The sequence below is a fragment of the Amycolatopsis acidiphila genome, from assembly GCF_021391495.1.
In the GTDB taxonomy this organism is placed as follows: domain Bacteria; phylum Actinomycetota; class Actinomycetes; order Mycobacteriales; family Pseudonocardiaceae; genus Amycolatopsis_E; species Amycolatopsis_E acidiphila.
The window spans coordinates 6,242,312-6,258,426 of the sequence record NZ_CP090063.1 but is presented as its reverse complement, the minus strand read 5'-3'; the positions used below and the strand labels follow the sequence as shown (position 1 = coordinate 6,258,426).

The following is a 16,115-nucleotide window of genomic DNA, read 5'->3' as shown; positions in this document are numbered from 1 at the left end:
CGGATCGGCACGGCGATGGCTGGACGCGGGAGCGGGCACGATCCGACGCCGTGATCCGTTGTCCCGGCATCAACGGCTGAAGTGGAAGGGCGACAAACGCATGCGGGTGCTCGACGAACCGGTCCGGCTCGACATCGACTTCATCCAGGATCCCCACGCCGCCTACGAGCGGTTGCGCGTCGAGGCGCCGGTCCGGCCCGCGGTGATGCCGCGCGGGCTCAAGGTCTGGCTCGTCACCGGCTACGCCGACGCCAAGGCGGTGCTCGCCGACCCGCGGCTGAGCAAGGACAACAAGCGTGCCCGGCAGCTGTTCGAGGCCAACGCGGGCGCCGGCAGCGCCTTCTCCTCCTCGCTGGCCGCGCACATGCTGAACCTGGACCCGCCCGACCACACCCGGCTGCGCAAGCTGGTCAACAAGGCCTTCACCGCGCGGACGATCTCGCGGCTGCGCCCGCGGATCGAGGAGATCGCCGACGAGCTGCTCGAGTCGATCGCCCGTGCCGGCCGGGTGGACCTGCTGGAGTCGTACGCGTTCCCGCTGCCGATCACGGTCATCTGCGAGCTGCTCGGCATCCCGTCCGCCGACCGGGACGACTTCCGGACCTGGTCCAACACCATCGTCTCCGCCGCGACCCCCGAGCAGCTGCAGCGCGACTCGACCGCGCTGGCCGGCTACCTCGCCGAGCTCGTCGCGGCCAAGCGCGCGCAGCCCACCGAGGACCTGCTGTCCGACCTGGTGCACGTCTCCGAAGCGGGCGACCAGCTGTCCGAGGTCGAGCTGATCTCGATGGCGTTCCTGCTGCTGGTCGCCGGGCACGAGACCACCGTCAACCTCATCGGCAACGGCGTGCGCGCCCTGCTCGCCCGGCCGGACCAGCTGGCGGCCCTGCGGGCGGACCCGTCGCTGCTGGCGGGCGCCGTCGAGGAGTTCCTGCGCTTCGACGGGCCGGTCAACGTCGCGACCCTGCGGTTCACCACCGAGCCCGTCCCGGTCGGCGACGTGGTGATCCCCGCCGACCAGTTCGTGATGGTGTCCCTGCTGGGCGCGAACCGCGACGGCGAGAAGTTCGCCGACCCGGACCGGCTCGACATCACCCGGCCCACCGGCGGGCACCTCGCCTTCGGGCACGGCATCCACTACTGCATCGGCGCCCCGCTCGCGCGGCTGGAGGCCGAGATCGCGATCGGCAGGCTGCTGGCCCGGTTCGGCACCATCGAGCTGGACGGGGAGCCGGCCCAGCTGCGCTGGCGGGACAGCACCCTCATGCACGGCCTGGAGACCCTGCCGATCCGGGTGGACTGAAACCGGCGTCACCGATCCGACCTGGCGTAGGCCGACCGTGATCAACCGGAACCCGGCCTATGCCAGGTGGATCGCCGTGACTGCCGTCGGATCGGTATCGATCGACGCAGTATCGTGCGGGCGTGGATCCCGCGCACCTGCTCGCCCTCGACGCCAGGCACGTCTGGCACCCCTACGGCCCCATGCCGGGCCAGGTGGAGCCGTTGCTGGTGACCGAGGCCTCGGGGGTGCGGCTGCGTCTCGCCGACGGGCGCGAGCTGGTCGACGGTATGTCCTCGTGGTGGGCCGCGATCCACGGTTACCGGCACCCGGTGCTCGACGCGGCGCTCGCCGAGCAGGCCGGGCGGATGAGCCACGTCATGTTCGGCGGTCTCACCCACGAGCCCGCGATCCGGCTCGCCACGAAGCTGGTCGAGCTGACGCCGCCCGGGCTGGAGCACGTGTTCCTCTGCGACTCCGGCTCGGTGTCGGTCGAGGTCGCCGTGAAGATGTGCCTGCAGTACTGGCAGTCGCTGGGGCGCAAGGGAAAGCGCCGGATGCTGACCTGGCGCGGCGGCTACCACGGGGACACCTTCCACCCGATGAGCGTGTGCGACCCGGACGGCGGCATGCACTCGCTGTGGCGCGGCGTGCTGCCGGAGCAGGTGTTCGTGCCCGAGCCGCCCGGCGGGTTCGGCGCCCCCGTCGATCAGTCCTATGTGGACCTTCTGGCGCGGGTGATCGAAGAATACGCGGACGAGCTGGCCGGGGTCATCGTCGAACCGGTGGTGCAGGGAGCAGGCGGGATGCGGTTCCACAACCCGGAGTACCTGCGCGTGCTGCGCGAGCTGACCGAGGCACACGACGTGCTGCTGGTCTTCGACGAGATCGCGACCGGCTTCGGCCGCACCGGCACGCTGTTCGCGGCCGAGCACGCCGGGGTCACCCCGGACGTGCTGTGCCTCGGGAAGGCGCTGACCGGCGGGTATCTCAGCATGGCCGCGGCGCTGTGCACGCCGGAGGTGGCCGACGGGATCTCCCGGGGAGAGCTGCCGGTGCTGGCGCACGGGCCGACCTTCATGGCCAACCCGCTGACCTCCGCGATCGCGAACGCCTCGATCGACCTGCTGCTGAGCCAGGACTGGCAGGCATCGGTGCGGCGGATCGAGACCGGGCTGCGCGCGGGCCTGGCCCGCGCGGCCGATCTGCCGGCGGTCGCCGACGTCCGCGTCCTCGGGGCGATCGGGGTGATTCAGCTGGACCACGAGGTGGACCTGGCCGTGGCCACGAAAGTGGTGACCGAATGCGGGGTGTGGCTGCGCCCGTTCCGCGACCTGATCTATGCGATGCCGCCGTTCGTCTGCACGGACGCCGAGGTCCGGAGCATCACCGAGGCGATGACGGCCGCCGCTCGGACGGCCTGACCGGCGCCGCGGGAAAGTCCACGCCAACGAGTGTGACAGCGGCCACGTTGCCGCTGAAGATCACTGAGCGTGCACTCCGGCGTCCCGAGGGCCGCTACGGAGTGAGTGCGACCACGCCCTCCGCTGTCTTCGGCGTGGGCGGCCGTCACGGCCCGCTGTGCGTCAAACGCGAGCCCTTCTTTACATATCGGACATTTCGCCGCTTTTTCGGTATCTGTGGATCATCCCCGTAGTCCGGGGACCGAGATACCGGGAGGCATCATGATCAGCACCGCACGTGAACGCGAGCACGCCCCGCCGGGCCCGGGAGGGCGCCGGCACAAGGCATGGGACAACCTCCGGTACGACATCCCGGCCTCGCTGGTGGTGTTCCTGGTCGCCGTCCCGCTCTCCCTCGGCATCGCGCTCGCCTCGGGCGCACCCGTCGTCGCCGGCCTGGTGGCCGCGATCGCCGGCGGGGTGGTCGCCGGGTCGCTGGGCGGCTCCCCGTTGCAGGTCAGCGGGCCCGCGGCCGGGCTCACCGTCATCATGGCCGAGACCATCAACGAGTTCGGCTGGGCGGTCACCTGCGCGATCACCGTGCTGGCCGGCGCGCTGCAGATCCTGCTCGGGCTGAGCCGGGTCGCCCGCGCCGCGCTCGCCGCCTCCCCGGCGGTCGTGCACGGCATGCTCGCCGGGATCGGCGTGACCATCGTGGTCGCGCAGGTGCACGTCGTGCTCGGTGGCAGCGCCTGGAGCTCCCCGGTCGACAACCTCGTGCAACTGCCGCGACAGCTGCTCGACCCGCACGGCGCCGCCACCCTCATCGGCGTCCTGACCATCGCGATCCTGCTGCTCTGGGACCGCCTGCCCGCCGCCGTGCGCAGGGTGCCCGGCCCGCTGGCGGCGATCGTCGCGGTGACGGTGCTGTCGGCGGCCACGGGCCTGCCGGTGCCGAGGGTCGAGGTGCCGGCCGACGTGCTGGACCTCAGGTTCGTGCCGCGGCTCCCGGCCGGCGGCTGGTGGGACTTCGGGGTCGCCGTGGTGACCGTGGCACTGGTCACGAGCGTGGCGAGCCTGCTGTCCGCGGTCGCCACCGACAAGATGCACACCGGCCCGCGTGCCGACCTCAACCGCGAGCTGATCGGGCAGGGCGCCGCGAACATGGCCTCTGGCGCGCTGGGCGGCCTCCCGGTCGCCGGCGTGATCGTCCGGAGCTCGACCAACGTGCAGTCCGGCGCCCGCACCCGCGCCTCGGCCGTGCTGCACGGGTTGTGGATCCTGCTGTTCGTCGCGGTGCTGGCCGGGCTGCTGAGCGATATCCCGCTCGCCGCGCTGGCCGGCCTGCTCGTGCACGTCGGCGCGAAGCTGGTCAAGTTCTCGCACATCAAGGACGTCCTGCGGCACGGGGACCTGCCGGTGTACCTGGTGACGCTGGGCGGGGTCGTCCTGCTCGACCTGCTGACCGGCGTGCTGCTCGGCATCGGGCTCGCCGCGCTGGTCATGCTGCGCCGCCTGCTGTGGTCCGGGATCCACGCCGAACGCGACGAGGACGGCTGGCGGGTCGTCGTCGAGGGCGCGCTCTCGGCCCTGTCGATCCCGCGGCTGTCCACCGTGCTGGCCGAGGTCCCGCGCGGCACCCGCGTGACGCTGGAGCTCGTCGTCGACTACCTCGACCACGCCGCGTTCGACACGCTGTCCGCCTGGCAGCACTCCCACGAGCAGGCCGGCGGCACGGTGGTCGTGGACGAGGTCGGGCATCCATGGTTCGAGCGCGGCAAGGCCGGCGAGCCGACGGTGCGCAAGACCGGGGCGCGGCCGGTGCTGCCGCGGTGGTTCGCGCCGTGGTCGCAGTGGCAGCGCGAGCAGGAGGAGGTCGTGCCGCACGTGCCCGAGCAGCGCGGCCGGGAGAGCTCGATGCGGCGCGGCATGGTCGAGTTCGAGCGCCGGACCGCACAGCTGGTGCGGCCCATCCTGAGCCGCCTCGCCGACGTGCACGAGCCGCAGACGCTGTTCATCACCTGCGGCGACGCGCGGATCGTACCGAACCTGATCACCAGCAGCGGCCCCGGTGACCTGTTCACCATCCGCAACATCGGCAACCTGGTGCCCGACCACGCGAGCTGCGCGGCGGACGCGTCGGTCGGGGCGTCGCTGGAGTTCGCGGTGGACGTGCTGAAGGTGCGCGAGATCGTGGTGTGCGGGCACTCCTCCTGCGGAGCGATGAAGGCCCTGCTCGAGGGTGCCCCCGACGACGCGCCGGCGCTGCGCTCCTGGCTGCGGCACGCGGAGCCGAGCGTGGCGCGCGCCCGGGCGAACGCGCCCCTCGCCGTCGCGGGGGAGATGCCCGCGGGGGCGGACCAGTTGGCCCTGCACAACGTGCTGGAGCAGCTGGCGCGGCTGCGGGAGTACCCCGCCATCGCGCGCGCCGAGGCCCGCGGGGACGTCGAGCTGTGCGGGATGTACTTCGACGTCGGGGCGGCGCGGGTGCACCTGTACGACGCGGGGACGGGCTCCTTCGGGCCGGTGCGACGGCCGATGAGCACCGGAAAGTAGATCTTGCCGGCGCCGGTACTACGGTGAGGCTTCGTGAGCATGCTGGTGGTGACCGGAACGGGTACCGGCGTCGGCAAGACGGCCGTGACGGCGGCGATCGCCGCGCTCGCCAGGCACGGTGGGCGGCGCGTCGCGGTCCTCAAACCCGCGCAGACCGGGGTCGCGCCGGGGGAGCCCGGCGATCTCGCCGAGGTCGTCCGGCTTGCGGGTGACGTGACCACCCTCGAGCTGCGCCGCTATCCCGACCCGCTGTCGCCGGAGGCCGCGGCGCGGCGCAGCGGCATCCCGGTCGTGACCCCGGCCGACATCGCTGCGGCGGCCACCGAGCTCGACGACACCCACGACCTGGTGCTGATCGAAGGTGCGGGCGGCCTGCTCGTGCGGTTCGGGCCCGACGGCAGCAGCCTGGCCGACGTCGCGTGGGCGCTCGGCGCGCTGGTGCTCGTGGTCGCCGAGGCCGGGCTCGGCACGCTGAACGCGACGGCGCTGACCGCCGAGGTCGCCACCGCCCGCGGTCTGCACGTCTCGGGCGTGGTGATCGGGTCCTGGCCCGCCGAGCCGGACCTGGCGATGCTGTCCAACGCCGCCGACCTGCCCGTCGCCGCGGGCGCCCCGCTCCTCGGCGCCCTGGCCGCCGGCGCCGGGGCGCTGGACCAGGCGGCCTTCCTCGCCGAGGCCCGCGCCGGGTTGTCCCCGTGGTTCGGCGGCGACTTCGACCCGGAGAGCTTCCAGAAGTCGGCGTCCGCCCGGACGTGATGCTTGTCGCTATGCTTCCCGCCCTCCCGTCGGGCAGCATGGCTACCTGTCTGTGCACACGCTCGAAGAGGAGAAAAGTCCGTGACCTCAGCACCCGAACAGACCGACGTGGTCGCCGTCGCCCGGGAGCAGGTGCTCGAACAGGGGATCGGCCTGTCGCAGCGGCAGGTGCTCGACGTGCTGCGGCTGGCTGACGACCGGCTCTCCGAGCTGCTCGCCCTCGCACACGAGGTCCGGATGCGCTGGTGCGGGCCGGAGGTCGAGGTCGAGGGCATCGTCAGCCTCAAGACCGGCGGCTGCCCCGAGGACTGCCACTTCTGCTCGCAGTCGGGCCGGTTCCCCAGCCCGGTGCGCTCGGCGTGGCTCGACATCCCCGGCCTGGTGAAGGCCGCCCGGCAGACCGCCGAGACCGGCGCGACCGAGTTCTGCATCGTCGCCGCCGTCCGCGGCCCGGACAAGCGGCTGCTCTCGCAGGTGCGTGAGGGCGTCCAGGCGATCCGCGCGGACGGCAACGACATCCAGATCGCCTGCTCGCTGGGCATGCTCACGCAGGAGCAGGTCGACGAGCTGGTCGAGATGGGCGTGCACCGCTACAACCACAACCTCGAGACCGCCCGCTCGCACTTCCCGAATGTCGTGACCACCCATTCGTGGGAGGAGCGCTGGGACACCCTGCGCATGGTGCGCGACGCGGGCATGGAGGTCTGCAGCGGCGGCATCATCGGCATGGGCGAGACCGCCGAGCAGCGCGCGGAGTTCGCCGTGCAGCTGGCCGAGCTGGAGCCCGACGAGGTCCCGATGAACTTCCTCATACCGCAGCCGGGCACGCCGTACGAGAACTACGAGATCGTCGAGGGCAAGGACGCGCTGCGGGTCGTCGCGGCGTTCCGGCTCGCGATGCCCCGCACCATGCTGCGCTTCGCCGGCGGGCGCGAGCTGACCCTCGGCGACCTCGGCGCCGAGCAGGGCATGCTCGGCGGGATCAACGCGATCATCGTCGGCAACTACCTGACCAACCTGGGCCGCCCCGCGAGCCAGGACCTGGCCATGCTCGACGAGCTGAAGATGCCGATCAAGGCGCTGAGCGAGACGTTGTGACGACCGCGGCCGCCTACTGCGTCCACTGCGGACAGTCGCTCGCGGCGGGCACGCATCCGGGGTGTCACAACCCGCGGACCGCGCTGGAACCGCCGCGGTTCTGCCCGCAGTGCGCGCGGCGGATGGTCGTGCAGGTGACGCCGACCGGCTGGGCAGCGCGATGCAGCCGACACGGTGCGTGCACGAGCGAGGGCACCGGCTAGTCTCGCTGTGCCAGCAGGGGCGGCGAAGGAGAGACACCAGTGGCTGAGGGAGCGGTCGGCACCGGGGGCCTGTCGCGGCCCGAGGACGGCCAGGAGGTGCCACGGCTGGTGTTCACCCTGCCCCGCCCCCGGCCGCGCGTGCAGGTGAAGGCCGACCTGCTGCCCGCGGTGAGCATCATGTCGCTGATCGGGCTGGTGGGCATCCCGCTGGGCTGGATCTGGTCGCGCCTCGCCCCGCCCGAGCGGGTCCGGGTGTACGACGCGAACCAGCTCGTGCCGCTGCAGCTGGAGAGCTGGCACCGGTTCGACGACCTGGGCATCTACCTCCTGCTCGCGTTCGCCGCCGGCATCGCCACCGCCGCGGTCGTGTGGTTGCTGCGGGAGCGGCGCGGACCGGTGATCATGATCGCCGCGGTGCTCGGCGCGCTGCTCGCCGGCTGGCTCGGCACGTCGATGGGCGTCGCCTTCGCCAACGGCCACTACGCGATCACCGGCACGCCCAAGGTGGGCGACGTGCTCACGAAGGCCCCGCAGCTGGAGTCGATGTGGGTGCTGGTGGCCCAGCCGCTGGCCACGGCGCTCGTCTACGGCCTGCTGGCGGGCTGGAACGGCCGCGACGACCTCGGCCGCCGCCTCGGCTGAGGCTCAGTTCAGGCAGCCGCGGGTCGTGAGGTGCGGCAGCTGCGCCGGGGGCGCGGGCACCGCGTGCAGCGCCGAGAGGAAGCCCGCCTCGCGCGAGAGCAGCCGGCAGACCATGCTCAGCCGCCGCAGCGGGTGGGTCTCCTCGAGCAGGCGCTGGCGGTCGGGCAGCGGCAGCAGGCAGTCCGCGGCCAGCAGGTAGGCCAGGTCGACCGGATCCGTGTCCGGCGCCGGCGCGGTCCAGGTGCTGCGGTCCCACGCCGACTCGCAGTAACGCCGGTACGCCGAGCGGGCGGCCCCGGCCAGCTGGGCGGCCGCCTCGCCCGCGCCGGGCGGCGGCCGGTCGTCCTCGACCCACTCCACGGTGCCGATCAGGTACGGCGCGCGCGTCGCGTCGATGTCGAGCACCCGAAACCGGCGCTCGCCGACGGTGAGGATGTCGAAGCGGCCGTCGGGCAGGCGCTCGCTCTCCTCGAGCAGGGCCGTGCAGCCGATCTCGTGGACGTGCTCGACCAGCTCGACCTCGCGGACCGCCGCGGTCTTGATCGCGACGACGGCGAACCGCCGGTCCGGCACCACGCCGCTGCGCAGATCGACGGCGAGCTGCCGGTAGCGCGGCTCGAACAGGTGCAGCGGCAGTGCCGCCCCGGGCAGCAACACGGTCTGCAACGGGAACAGCGGAATGGTCATCTTTCCGGCGCCGGGCCGTTCCGCATCCGTCACGGCCTACACGGTACTTCGAAACCGTCCCCGCTGCTCACCTTCGCCTGGGCGGCGGCCGGAACACCGCGAACGGGTCGGTCACCTGGATTCCCTCACCCGCGAAGGAGAACAGCGCCGCGGGACGCCCTCCGCTGCGGCCCGGCGCGGCGGTGTGGCCGGTCGGCACGAGCAGGCAGCGGCGCGACAGCACGCGTTGCAGGTTGGTCGCGGAAACCTTGTAGCCCAACGCCGCCGAGTACACCTCGCGCAGCGCGGAGATGGTGAACTCCTGTGGGGCCAAGGCGAATCCGACGTTGGTGTAGCTCAGCTTGGACCGCAGGCGGTCGCGGGCCCGCAGGATGATCTCGCGGTGGTCGAACGCGGTCCGGGGCAGCGCGTCGACCTCGTGCCACTGGGTGTCCTCCGGCACCTCGGGGTCGACGTCGGAGGGCACGAGCCCGAGGAACGCGGTGGCGACGACGCGCGGGCCCGGCACGCGGCCGGGTGCGCTGAACACCGCCAGCTGCTCGACGTGTTTCAGCTGCCGGACGTCGACCTTCTCGGCGAGCTGGCGGCGGATCGAGGTCTCGACGTCCTCGTCCGGGCGCAGCCGGCCGCCGGGCAGCGACCAGCGCCCGACATGCGGATCGAGGGCTCGTCGCCACAGGAGCACGCGCAGTGTGGCGTAACGCACCTGTAATACGGCCGCCAGAACCTCGTGTGCCAAAGGGGCGCTGCTGTTAATATGACTGTGCACGGTTTTCGATTGTAAGGCGAAAACCAGTGAGGGGTCCAGGAGGGCCAGATGTCTTCGACGACTTTGCAGGAGCTCACCCCGTACACGGGGGTGGAACCCGACGAGGCCTGGGCGCAGGAGGTGCGCAGGCTCGCCCGCGAACGCGACGCGGTGCTGCTCGCGCACAACTACCAGGTGCCGGCGATCCAGGACGTCGCCGACCACACGGGCGACTCGCTGGCCCTGTCCCGGATCGCGGCCGCCAGCGACGCGTCGACGATCGTCTTCTGCGGGGTGCACTTCATGGCCGAGACCGCGAAGATCCTGGCGCCGGAGAAGACGGTGCTGATCCCCGACGCGCGGGCCGGCTGCTCGCTCGCCGACTCCATCACCGGCGCGCAGCTACGGGCCTGGAAGGCCGAGCATCCCGGCGCGGTCGTCGTCTCGTACGTCAACACCACGGCCGAGGTCAAGGCGGAGACCGACATCTGCTGCACCTCCTCGAACGCGGTCGACGTGGTCGCCTCGATCCCCGCTGACCAGGAGGTTCTCTTCTGCCCCGACCAGTTCCTCGGCGCCCACGTCAAGCGCGAGACCGGCCGGGACAACATCCACGTCTGGGCCGGGGAGTGCCACGTGCACGCCGGGATCAACGGTCCCGAGCTGGCCGAGCGCGCGGCGGCGAACCCGGGCGCGGACCTGTTCATCCACCCCGAGTGCGGCTGCGCCACTTCGGCGCTCTACCTCGCGGGCGAGGGCACGGTGCCCGCCGAAAAGGTCAAGATCCTCTCGACCGGTGACATGGTGCACGAGGCCCGCGCCACCTCGGCCTCGACGGTGCTGGTGGCCACCGAGATCGGCATGCTGCACCAGCTGCGCAAGGCCGCGCCGGAGATCGACTTCCGCGCCGTGAACGACCGCGCGTCCTGCCGCTACATGAAGATGATCACCCCCGCCGCCCTGCTGCGGGCGCTGCGCGAGGGCGCCGACGAGGTCCACGTGGACGCCGAGACGGCCGCGAAGGCCCGCGCATCGGTGCAACGGATGATCGAGATCGGCAAGCCCGGCGGCGGTGAGTGATGCCCTCGGTTGACGACTTACAGTCGAAAACCCCGGTTTGGGAAGCCCGCGCCGATCTGCTCGTGCTGGGCAGCGGCGTGGCCGGGCTGACCGCCGCGCTGCGCGCCCAGGAACTCGGGCTGCGGGTGCTGGTGGTGACCAAGGCGGCGGTCGAGGACGGCAACACCCGCTGGGCCCAGGGCGGCGTCGCGGTCGTGCTGGACGGCGAGCACGACGACGGTGACTCCGTCGAGCGCCACGTCGAGGACACGCTTGTCGCGGGAGCGGGACTGTGCGAGCCGGACGCCGTCCGGGCGATTCTGCACGCGGGCCCGCGCGCCATCTCCTGGCTGCGCGACACCGGCGCCCGGTTCGACCCCGGGGCGACCGGTCTGCTGGCACGGACCCGCGAAGGCGGGCACAGCGCGTTCCGCGTCATCCACGCGGGCGGCGACGCCACCGGTGCCGAGGTGGAGCGCACGCTCGTCGCCGAGGCGACCGGGCGCCGGCTGCCGGTGCTGGAGCGGCACATCGCGGTCGACGCGCTGCTCACCCCGCTGGGTGCCGTCGCGGGGGTGACGGTGCTCGACCCGAACGGCGTGCCCGGCCTGCTGCGGGCGTCCGCGGTGCTGCTCGCCACCGGTGGTCTGGGCCAGCTCTACCAGGCGACGTCCAACCCGGAGATCGCCACCGGCGACGGGCTCGCCCTCGCGCTGCGGGCCGGCGCGCAGGCGGCGGACCTGGAGTTCGTGCAGTTCCACCCGACCGTCCTGTTCACCCCCGGCGCGCGCGGCCGCTGCCCGCTGGTGACCGAGGCCGTCCGGGGCGAGGGCGCGGTTCTCGTCGACGGCGCGGGCGCGTCGGTGATGCACGGCGTGCACCCCCTCGGCGATCTCGCGCCGCGGGACGTCGTGTCCGCCGCGATCACCCGCCGCATGGCCGAGGCGCCCGGCGGGGTCGATGATCACGTCTTCCTCGACGCCACCGGTGTTTCCTCGTTCGCGCAACGGTTTCCGACGGTGTTCGCGGCCTGCCGGGCCATCGGCGTCGACCCCGCCCGTGACTTCGTCCCGGTGGCTCCGGCCGCGCACTTCGCCTGCGGCGGCATCTCGGCCGGCACCGACGGGCGGACCGGCGTGCCGGGCCTCTACGCGGCGGGTGAGGTGGCCAGGACCGGGCTGCACGGCGCCAACCGGCTGGCCTCGAACAGCCTGCTCGAAGGGCTGGTCTCGGGTGCGGGCACGGCGGAGTCCGTCGCCGCGGACCTCGCCGCAGGGCTGCTCGCCGACCCGAAGCAGGCCAGGGAGCCGCGGCTGAAGACCGCGCCGGTCGCCGACCGGGACAGCCTGCAGCGGGTGATGAGCCGGTACGCGGCGATCGGGCGCGACGCGGAAGGCCTCGCGGTGGCCGGGTCCGTGCTTGATCTGTCTACTCAGGACAGTCCACTGCAGACGCATCGCCACGTCGAGGACGCCGCCCTCACCCTGGTCGCCCAGGCGCTCGTCGCCGCGGCGGAACGGCGAACGGAGTCGCGCGGCTGCCACGTCCGGGCGGACCACCCGGTGCGGGACGACGAGACGTGGCAGCGCAGCCAGCTGATCCGGCTCAGCCCCTCGGGGCAGCCGGTGCTGGCGGATCCGGTTCCGGCGATGGGAGTGGCATGACCGACCTCGATCTCGATCTTCAGGATGTCCGGCGTGTGGTGGAGCTCGCGCTCGGCGAGGACCTGCGGTACGGCCCGGACGCGACCACCGCCGCGACCGTGCCCGAGAGCGCGACGGCGCGCGCGGAGGTGACGCCCCGCGTGGACGGCACCCTCGCCGGGTTACCGGCCGCGCTCGCCGTTTTCGACCTGGTGCTGGGCAAGGACTACGAGGTGCTCTCCGCCCGCGAGGACGGCAGCAAGCTGGTGGCGGGCGAGCCCGCGCTCGTGCTGCGTGGCCCGGTGCGCGGGCTGCTCACGGCCGAGCGCACCGCGCTGAACCTGTTGTGCCACCTCTCCGGCGTCGCGACCGCGACCGCCGCCTGGGTGTCCGCGGTGGACGGCACCGGCTGCCGGGTCCGCGACTCCCGCAAGACCTTGCCGGGCCTGCGGTTGCTGCAGAAGTACGCCGTGCGTTGTGGCGGCGGGGTCAACCACCGGATGGGCCTCGGTGACGCGGTGCTGATCAAGGACAACCACGTCGTGGCGGCGGGTTCGGTCACGGCCGCACTGGAGGCGGCGCGGGCGCACGCGCCCGAGCTGCCGTGCGAGGTCGAAGTGGACACTCTCGACCAGCTCGCCGAGGCGCTGCGCGCGGCGGCGGACGAGGTGCTGCTGGACAACTTCACGCCCGAGGAGTGCGCGCGGGCTGTCCGGATGCGCGACGAGCTGTCCCCGAAGACGCGGCTGGAGGCGTCCGGCGGGCTGAAGCTGCGCAACGCCCGCGAGTACGCGGAGTCCGGCGTGGACTTCCTCGCCGTCGGCGGCCTCACGCACTCCTCGCCCGCCCTGGATCTTGGTCTCGACCTGCGCTGACTCACTCGTTCGAGTTAAGGTTGCACCGGGGGAGAGGGAGTGCGGTGAATTTTGACGCGCGGGTCGAGCTTCCTGGGTGCCCTGCTCCGGCAGGGCGCGCCGGTGCTGGCATCGACACCGCGGGAGCTGCCCTCGGAGGTTGACGATCCCGAACCGGTCGCGGCCATGCGGCGGATGGGCGCCATGGCCGCGGGCGAGGTGGCCCCGCCGACCGACTCGCTGATGATCCGGGCCACCCGGTACGCGGTGCTGCTGCCGCTGGCGTACCGGATCTTCGTGGTCCCGGTGGTGTGGCTGTGGCTGCTCATCGGGTTCGGCACGACGTCGGTGCTGACCGCGATCACCTGGGTGGGCACGGCGGCGAACGTCGCGAGCGTCGTGTGGGTGCTGCGCGTGCCCGACCGGCGCGGGCGCCGGACGCGGGTGCTGCTGGGCGTCGACGTGGTGTTCGCGGTCCTGGCGAGCCTGCTGTTCGCCGTCACGGTGCCGGCGGAGCTGGTGTGGCCGGGCGGGTGGGTGCCGTTCGGCTATCTCACGGGCACGGTCGCGTTGTGGACGATGTGCCGCGGAGTGGTCCGAGGGCTGCTGCTCGCGGTGCTCGGCGTCCTGCTCGAAGCCGCGATCTTGTGGCTCGCGCCGCTCGCGGACCTCGGCCGCGTCGAGATCGCGGCGCTGGTGGGTGTCGCCGGGATGATGCTCGTCGCCGTCGCGACCGGGGTCGGTTCGCTGGTGCTGCTCGGCCTGGCGACGCGGCTGGCGCTCGCGATCGGGATGCGGCTGGGGCAGGGCGCCGAGCGGGCGCGCACGGAACGCACCTTGCACGACACCGTGTTGCAGACGCTGGAGGCGATCGCCCTGACCGAGGACGGGTCCGGGCAGCTGAGCCGCGTCCGGGACGAGGCTCGTGCGCAGGCGCGGGAACTGCGCCGGATGCTGCGGGCGTCCGATCCGCCGGACGGGCTGGCCGCCGAGCTGGCGACGCTGGCCACGGAGATGGCGCGCGAGGGGTTGCGGGCGGAGCTGGCGATCTCCGACATCGGCGACGACCAACTCTCGGAGGTCCGCCGCATCGCGGTGCGGGACGCGGCGCGGGAGGCGCTGCGGAATACGATCAAGCACGCGGGGACGCAGGAAGTCGTGGTGCGCATGGAAGAACGGGACGGCGGGGTCGTCGTGATCACCCGTGATCACGGGGTCGGCTACGACGAGGACGAGCGGCCGCCGGGCTTCGGGGTGAGCGAGTCGATGAAGGCGCGGCTGTCCGAGGTCGGCGGCTGGTGCCGGATCGAGTCCCGCCCCGGCCGCGGCACGCGGGTGACCATGTGGGTGCCGCGCTGACGCGTCACGCCCCGGCGACGCCGGGCAGGTGGCTGTTCGTCCGGCGGACCGCGGCCGCCAGATCCGGCAGCTCGATCACCTCGCGGCCGGCCGCCCGCAGCAGCTCCGTGCCCTGCGCGTCCACGAAGACGTCCGGCTCGCGCCAGGCGAAGACCACCCGCGGGATACCCGCGTCCAGGATGTGCTGCGTGCAGGTGACCGGGCGGGACGCGCGAGCGCTGCAGGGCTCCAGCGAGCTGTAGATCGTCGCCCCCGCGAGCCGGGGGTCGTCGCCCAGCTTGGCCAGCGCCGACTCCTCCGCGTGATCATGCGGATCGTGCTCGCCCGAGTAGCCGGTCGCCAGTACGTCGCCGGCTGCGTCGGTGATCACCGCGCCCACCCGGAACGTCGTCGACGGGGGGCAGTTGTCGGCCAGCGCGACCGCCTCCGCGAGCCGCCGGTGGTCGAGCGCCGCCTGCCCGGTCAGGTACCGCAGGAGCACGACGTCCCCGAGCTGCCGCGTCTCGGCGAGCGTCAGCCGGCCCTGCGGGAAGCGTCCCGCGCCCACGAACCGGGGCGCTTCCCGCTGGCCGACGAAGAACGGCGCGACGACCAGGTGCAGCTCGTCGACGACGTCCTCGGTCAGGAACAGCGTGTGGATGCCGCCGCCGCCCTCCACCATCAGCCGCCCGATGCCCCGCTCCGCCAGGTCGGCCAGGATCCGGTGCAGGTCGGGCGGGTCTCCCGCGTCGATCACGGTGGCGAGTCCGTCGAGCTGCGCGGCGAGCGGCCGCACGGCCGGCGACGCCGCGTACACCAGTTTCGCGGCGTCGCCGGTCGTGAAGAACTTCGCGCCCGGATCGAGCTTGCCGCTCGTCGTGAGCGTGACCTTGACCGGATCGGGCCCGGAGCGGGACAGCAGCCGGGGGTTGTCGGTCCGGATGGTGTTCGCGCCGACGAGGATCGCGTCCGCGCCGGCGCGGACCTGGTCGACGCGCTCGAAGTCCTCCGGACTGGAGAGCAGCAGCCGCTCCTGGCTGGTGTCGTCGAGGAAACCGTCGAGCGACATCGCGGCCGAGGACAGGACGTACGGGCGCTTGCTCACCCCGTCACTTTCCCACAGGCGTCAGACCCCGGTGTTCTGCCGGATCCACGAGCGGCTGGCCGACACCTTCGCGTAGTTCTGCGTGCCGGTGGTCTGGGAACCGGTGTTGTTCCCGGTCGAGCACACGCCGACCTGCTTGCCGCCCGCCAGCTCCGGGCCACCCGAATCGCCGTGCCACGCCGAACCGTCGATGCCCCGGCTGGCGATCGCCGGGCCGCCGAATGCGTCCGTGCCCGTGCCGGTGACCCGGACGTTCGCCGTCTTGAGCGTGCTCGACGGCGGGTTCGTGCCCTGGGTGCGGCCCCAGCCGTAGATCTGGTTGGTGCTGCCGACCGCCGGGTCGCTGTCGGCGAGCTGCATGTACGTGGTGCTGACCGGCGTGCTCAGGTGCAGCAGCGCGACGTCGCCGTTCGGCGAGGCGAGCTGCCGGTCGACGTCGGCGTCGGTGCCCTGCTGCAGGGTCACGCTGCCGACCTTCACGTGGATGCCGGGCGAGTTGAGGCAGTGCTGCGCGGTGAGCACCCACTGCGCGGCGATGATCGTGCCGGAGCACTCGAAGCCGCCGTAGCCGCTCACGTCGTCCCAGTAGACCTGCGCGCCCCACGGGGCCGAGCTCACGGTGCTGCCACCGATGATCAGCGGAGTGGCCGCCTCGGCGGTGACGGTTCCCGTGCCGAGCAGAAAAGCGGCAGCGGCGAGGATGGCGCCGGACTTTCGCATGGGAAGAACCTCCGGGTCTAG

At 72.7% G+C, this 16,115-nt stretch carries 15 protein-coding genes; 11 read left to right on the top strand and 4 right to left on the bottom strand.

Going from position 1 to position 16,115, the window contains the following annotated elements; all coding sequences use genetic code 11:
• The first annotated feature begins 100 nt into the window (after nucleotides 1–100).
• The 7 genes from LWP59_RS30650 to LWP59_RS30620 all read left to right on the top strand — a co-directional run bounded on the left by LWP59_RS30650 (nucleotide 101) and on the right by LWP59_RS30620 (nucleotide 7,940).
• Entirely contained in the window at nucleotides 101–1,303 is a 1,203-nt protein-coding gene (locus LWP59_RS30650; protein WP_144643008.1) for a cytochrome P450 family protein, read from the top strand.
• Between the two features lie 122 nt (nucleotides 1,304–1,425).
• Nucleotides 1,426–2,706 carry an adenosylmethionine--8-amino-7-oxononanoate transaminase gene (locus LWP59_RS30645; protein WP_144643009.1) on the top strand — a complete coding sequence of 427 codons (1,281 nt, stop codon included), beginning with the start codon at nucleotides 1,426–1,428 and terminating at the stop codon, nucleotides 2,704–2,706.
• Nucleotides 2,707–2,967: 261 nt separating this feature from the next.
• The gene (locus LWP59_RS30640) at nucleotides 2,968–5,241 is read left to right on the top strand and encodes a SulP family inorganic anion transporter (protein ID WP_144643010.1); all 2,274 of its coding nucleotides are present in this window, start codon (nucleotides 2,968–2,970) and stop codon (nucleotides 5,239–5,241) included.
• Nucleotides 5,242–5,280: 39 nt separating this feature from the next.
• Nucleotides 5,281–5,997 (top strand): dethiobiotin synthase, encoded by a 717-nt coding sequence (gene bioD, locus LWP59_RS30635; RefSeq protein WP_186383444.1) that lies wholly within the window; start codon nucleotides 5,281–5,283, stop codon nucleotides 5,995–5,997.
• A gap of 81 nt (nucleotides 5,998–6,078) precedes the next feature.
• Complete coding sequence (gene bioB / locus LWP59_RS30630) at nucleotides 6,079–7,095, top strand: biotin synthase BioB (protein ID WP_144643012.1); 1,017 nt, start codon at nucleotides 6,079–6,081, stop codon at nucleotides 7,093–7,095.
• On the top strand, nucleotides 7,092–7,298 hold the full coding sequence (bsaP, locus tag LWP59_RS30625; RefSeq protein WP_144643013.1) for a biotin synthase auxiliary protein BsaP: 207 nt from the start codon (nucleotides 7,092–7,094) through the stop codon (nucleotides 7,296–7,298). The genes bioB and bsaP overlap by 4 nt, the downstream gene beginning before the upstream one ends.
• A 96-nt stretch (nucleotides 7,299–7,394) precedes the next feature.
• Nucleotides 7,395–7,940: a DUF2567 domain-containing protein gene (locus LWP59_RS30620; RefSeq protein WP_229858382.1), complete on the top strand. Its 546-nt coding sequence runs from the start codon at nucleotides 7,395–7,397 to the stop codon at nucleotides 7,938–7,940.
• Nucleotides 7,941–7,943: 3 nt separating this feature from the next.
• On the opposite strand, the gene LWP59_RS30615 is transcribed toward LWP59_RS30620, so the two are convergent.
• Complete coding sequence (locus LWP59_RS30615; RefSeq protein ID WP_373299958.1) at nucleotides 7,944–8,660, bottom strand: LON peptidase substrate-binding domain-containing protein; 717 nt, start codon at nucleotides 8,658–8,660, stop codon at nucleotides 7,944–7,946.
• 34 nt (nucleotides 8,661–8,694) lie between these two features.
• The gene (locus LWP59_RS30610) at nucleotides 8,695–9,333 is read right to left on the bottom strand and encodes an NUDIX hydrolase (RefSeq protein ID WP_144643014.1); all 639 of its coding nucleotides are present in this window, start codon (nucleotides 9,331–9,333) and stop codon (nucleotides 8,695–8,697) included.
• Between the two features lie 111 nt (nucleotides 9,334–9,444).
• Here LWP59_RS30610 and nadA point away from each other — a divergent pair, with 111 nt between their 5' ends.
• The 4 genes from nadA to LWP59_RS30590 are packed head-to-tail and all read left to right on the top strand — an operon-like array spanning nucleotide 9,445 to nucleotide 14,290.
• Nucleotides 9,445–10,455: a quinolinate synthase NadA gene (gene nadA / locus LWP59_RS30605; protein ID WP_144643015.1), complete on the top strand. Its 1,011-nt coding sequence runs from the start codon at nucleotides 9,445–9,447 to the stop codon at nucleotides 10,453–10,455.
• On the top strand, nucleotides 10,455–12,098 hold the full coding sequence (locus LWP59_RS30600; RefSeq protein WP_144643016.1) for an L-aspartate oxidase: 1,644 nt from the start codon (nucleotides 10,455–10,457) through the stop codon (nucleotides 12,096–12,098). Before nadA ends, LWP59_RS30600 begins: the two co-directional genes overlap by 1 nt.
• On the top strand, nucleotides 12,095–12,952 hold the full coding sequence (gene nadC, locus LWP59_RS30595) for a carboxylating nicotinate-nucleotide diphosphorylase (protein WP_144643017.1): 858 nt from the start codon (nucleotides 12,095–12,097) through the stop codon (nucleotides 12,950–12,952). Before LWP59_RS30600 ends, nadC begins: the two co-directional genes overlap by 4 nt.
• A gap of 51 nt (nucleotides 12,953–13,003) precedes the next feature.
• Entirely contained in the window at nucleotides 13,004–14,290 is a 1,287-nt protein-coding gene (locus LWP59_RS30590) for a sensor histidine kinase (RefSeq protein ID WP_144643018.1), read from the top strand.
• Nucleotides 14,291–14,294: 4 nt separating this feature from the next.
• On the opposite strand, the gene LWP59_RS30585 is transcribed toward LWP59_RS30590, so the two are convergent.
• Nucleotides 14,295–15,374 (bottom strand): dihydrofolate reductase family protein, encoded by a 1,080-nt coding sequence (locus tag LWP59_RS30585; RefSeq protein WP_144643019.1) that lies wholly within the window; start codon nucleotides 15,372–15,374, stop codon nucleotides 14,295–14,297.
• A gap of 21 nt (nucleotides 15,375–15,395) precedes the next feature.
• Nucleotides 15,396–16,094, bottom strand: a complete 699-nt coding sequence (locus LWP59_RS30580; RefSeq protein WP_144643020.1) for a S1 family peptidase — start codon at nucleotides 16,092–16,094, stop codon at nucleotides 15,396–15,398.
• Nucleotides 16,095–16,115: the final 21 nt, after the last annotated feature.

Excerpts from the sequence above, each read along its gene's own strand:
- LWP59_RS30650 (WP_144643008.1), top strand. The coding sequence starts at position 101 with ATGCGGGTGCTCGACGAACCGGTCCGGCTCGACATCGACTTCATCCAG.
- LWP59_RS30640 (WP_144643010.1), top strand. The coding sequence starts at position 2,968 with ATGATCAGCACCGCACGTGAACGCGAGCACGCCCCGCCGGGCCCGGGA.
- bioD (WP_186383444.1), top strand. The coding sequence starts at position 5,281 with ATGCTGGTGGTGACCGGAACGGGTACCGGCGTCGGCAAGACGGCCGTG.
- nadA (WP_144643015.1), top strand. The coding sequence starts at position 9,445 with ATGTCTTCGACGACTTTGCAGGAGCTCACCCCGTACACGGGGGTGGAA.
- LWP59_RS30600 (WP_144643016.1), top strand. The coding sequence starts at position 10,455 with ATGCCCTCGGTTGACGACTTACAGTCGAAAACCCCGGTTTGGGAAGCC.
- nadC (WP_144643017.1), top strand. The coding sequence starts at position 12,095 with ATGACCGACCTCGATCTCGATCTTCAGGATGTCCGGCGTGTGGTGGAG.
- LWP59_RS30580 (WP_144643020.1), bottom strand. The coding sequence starts at position 16,094 with ATGCGAAAGTCCGGCGCCATCCTCGCCGCTGCCGCTTTTCTGCTCGGC.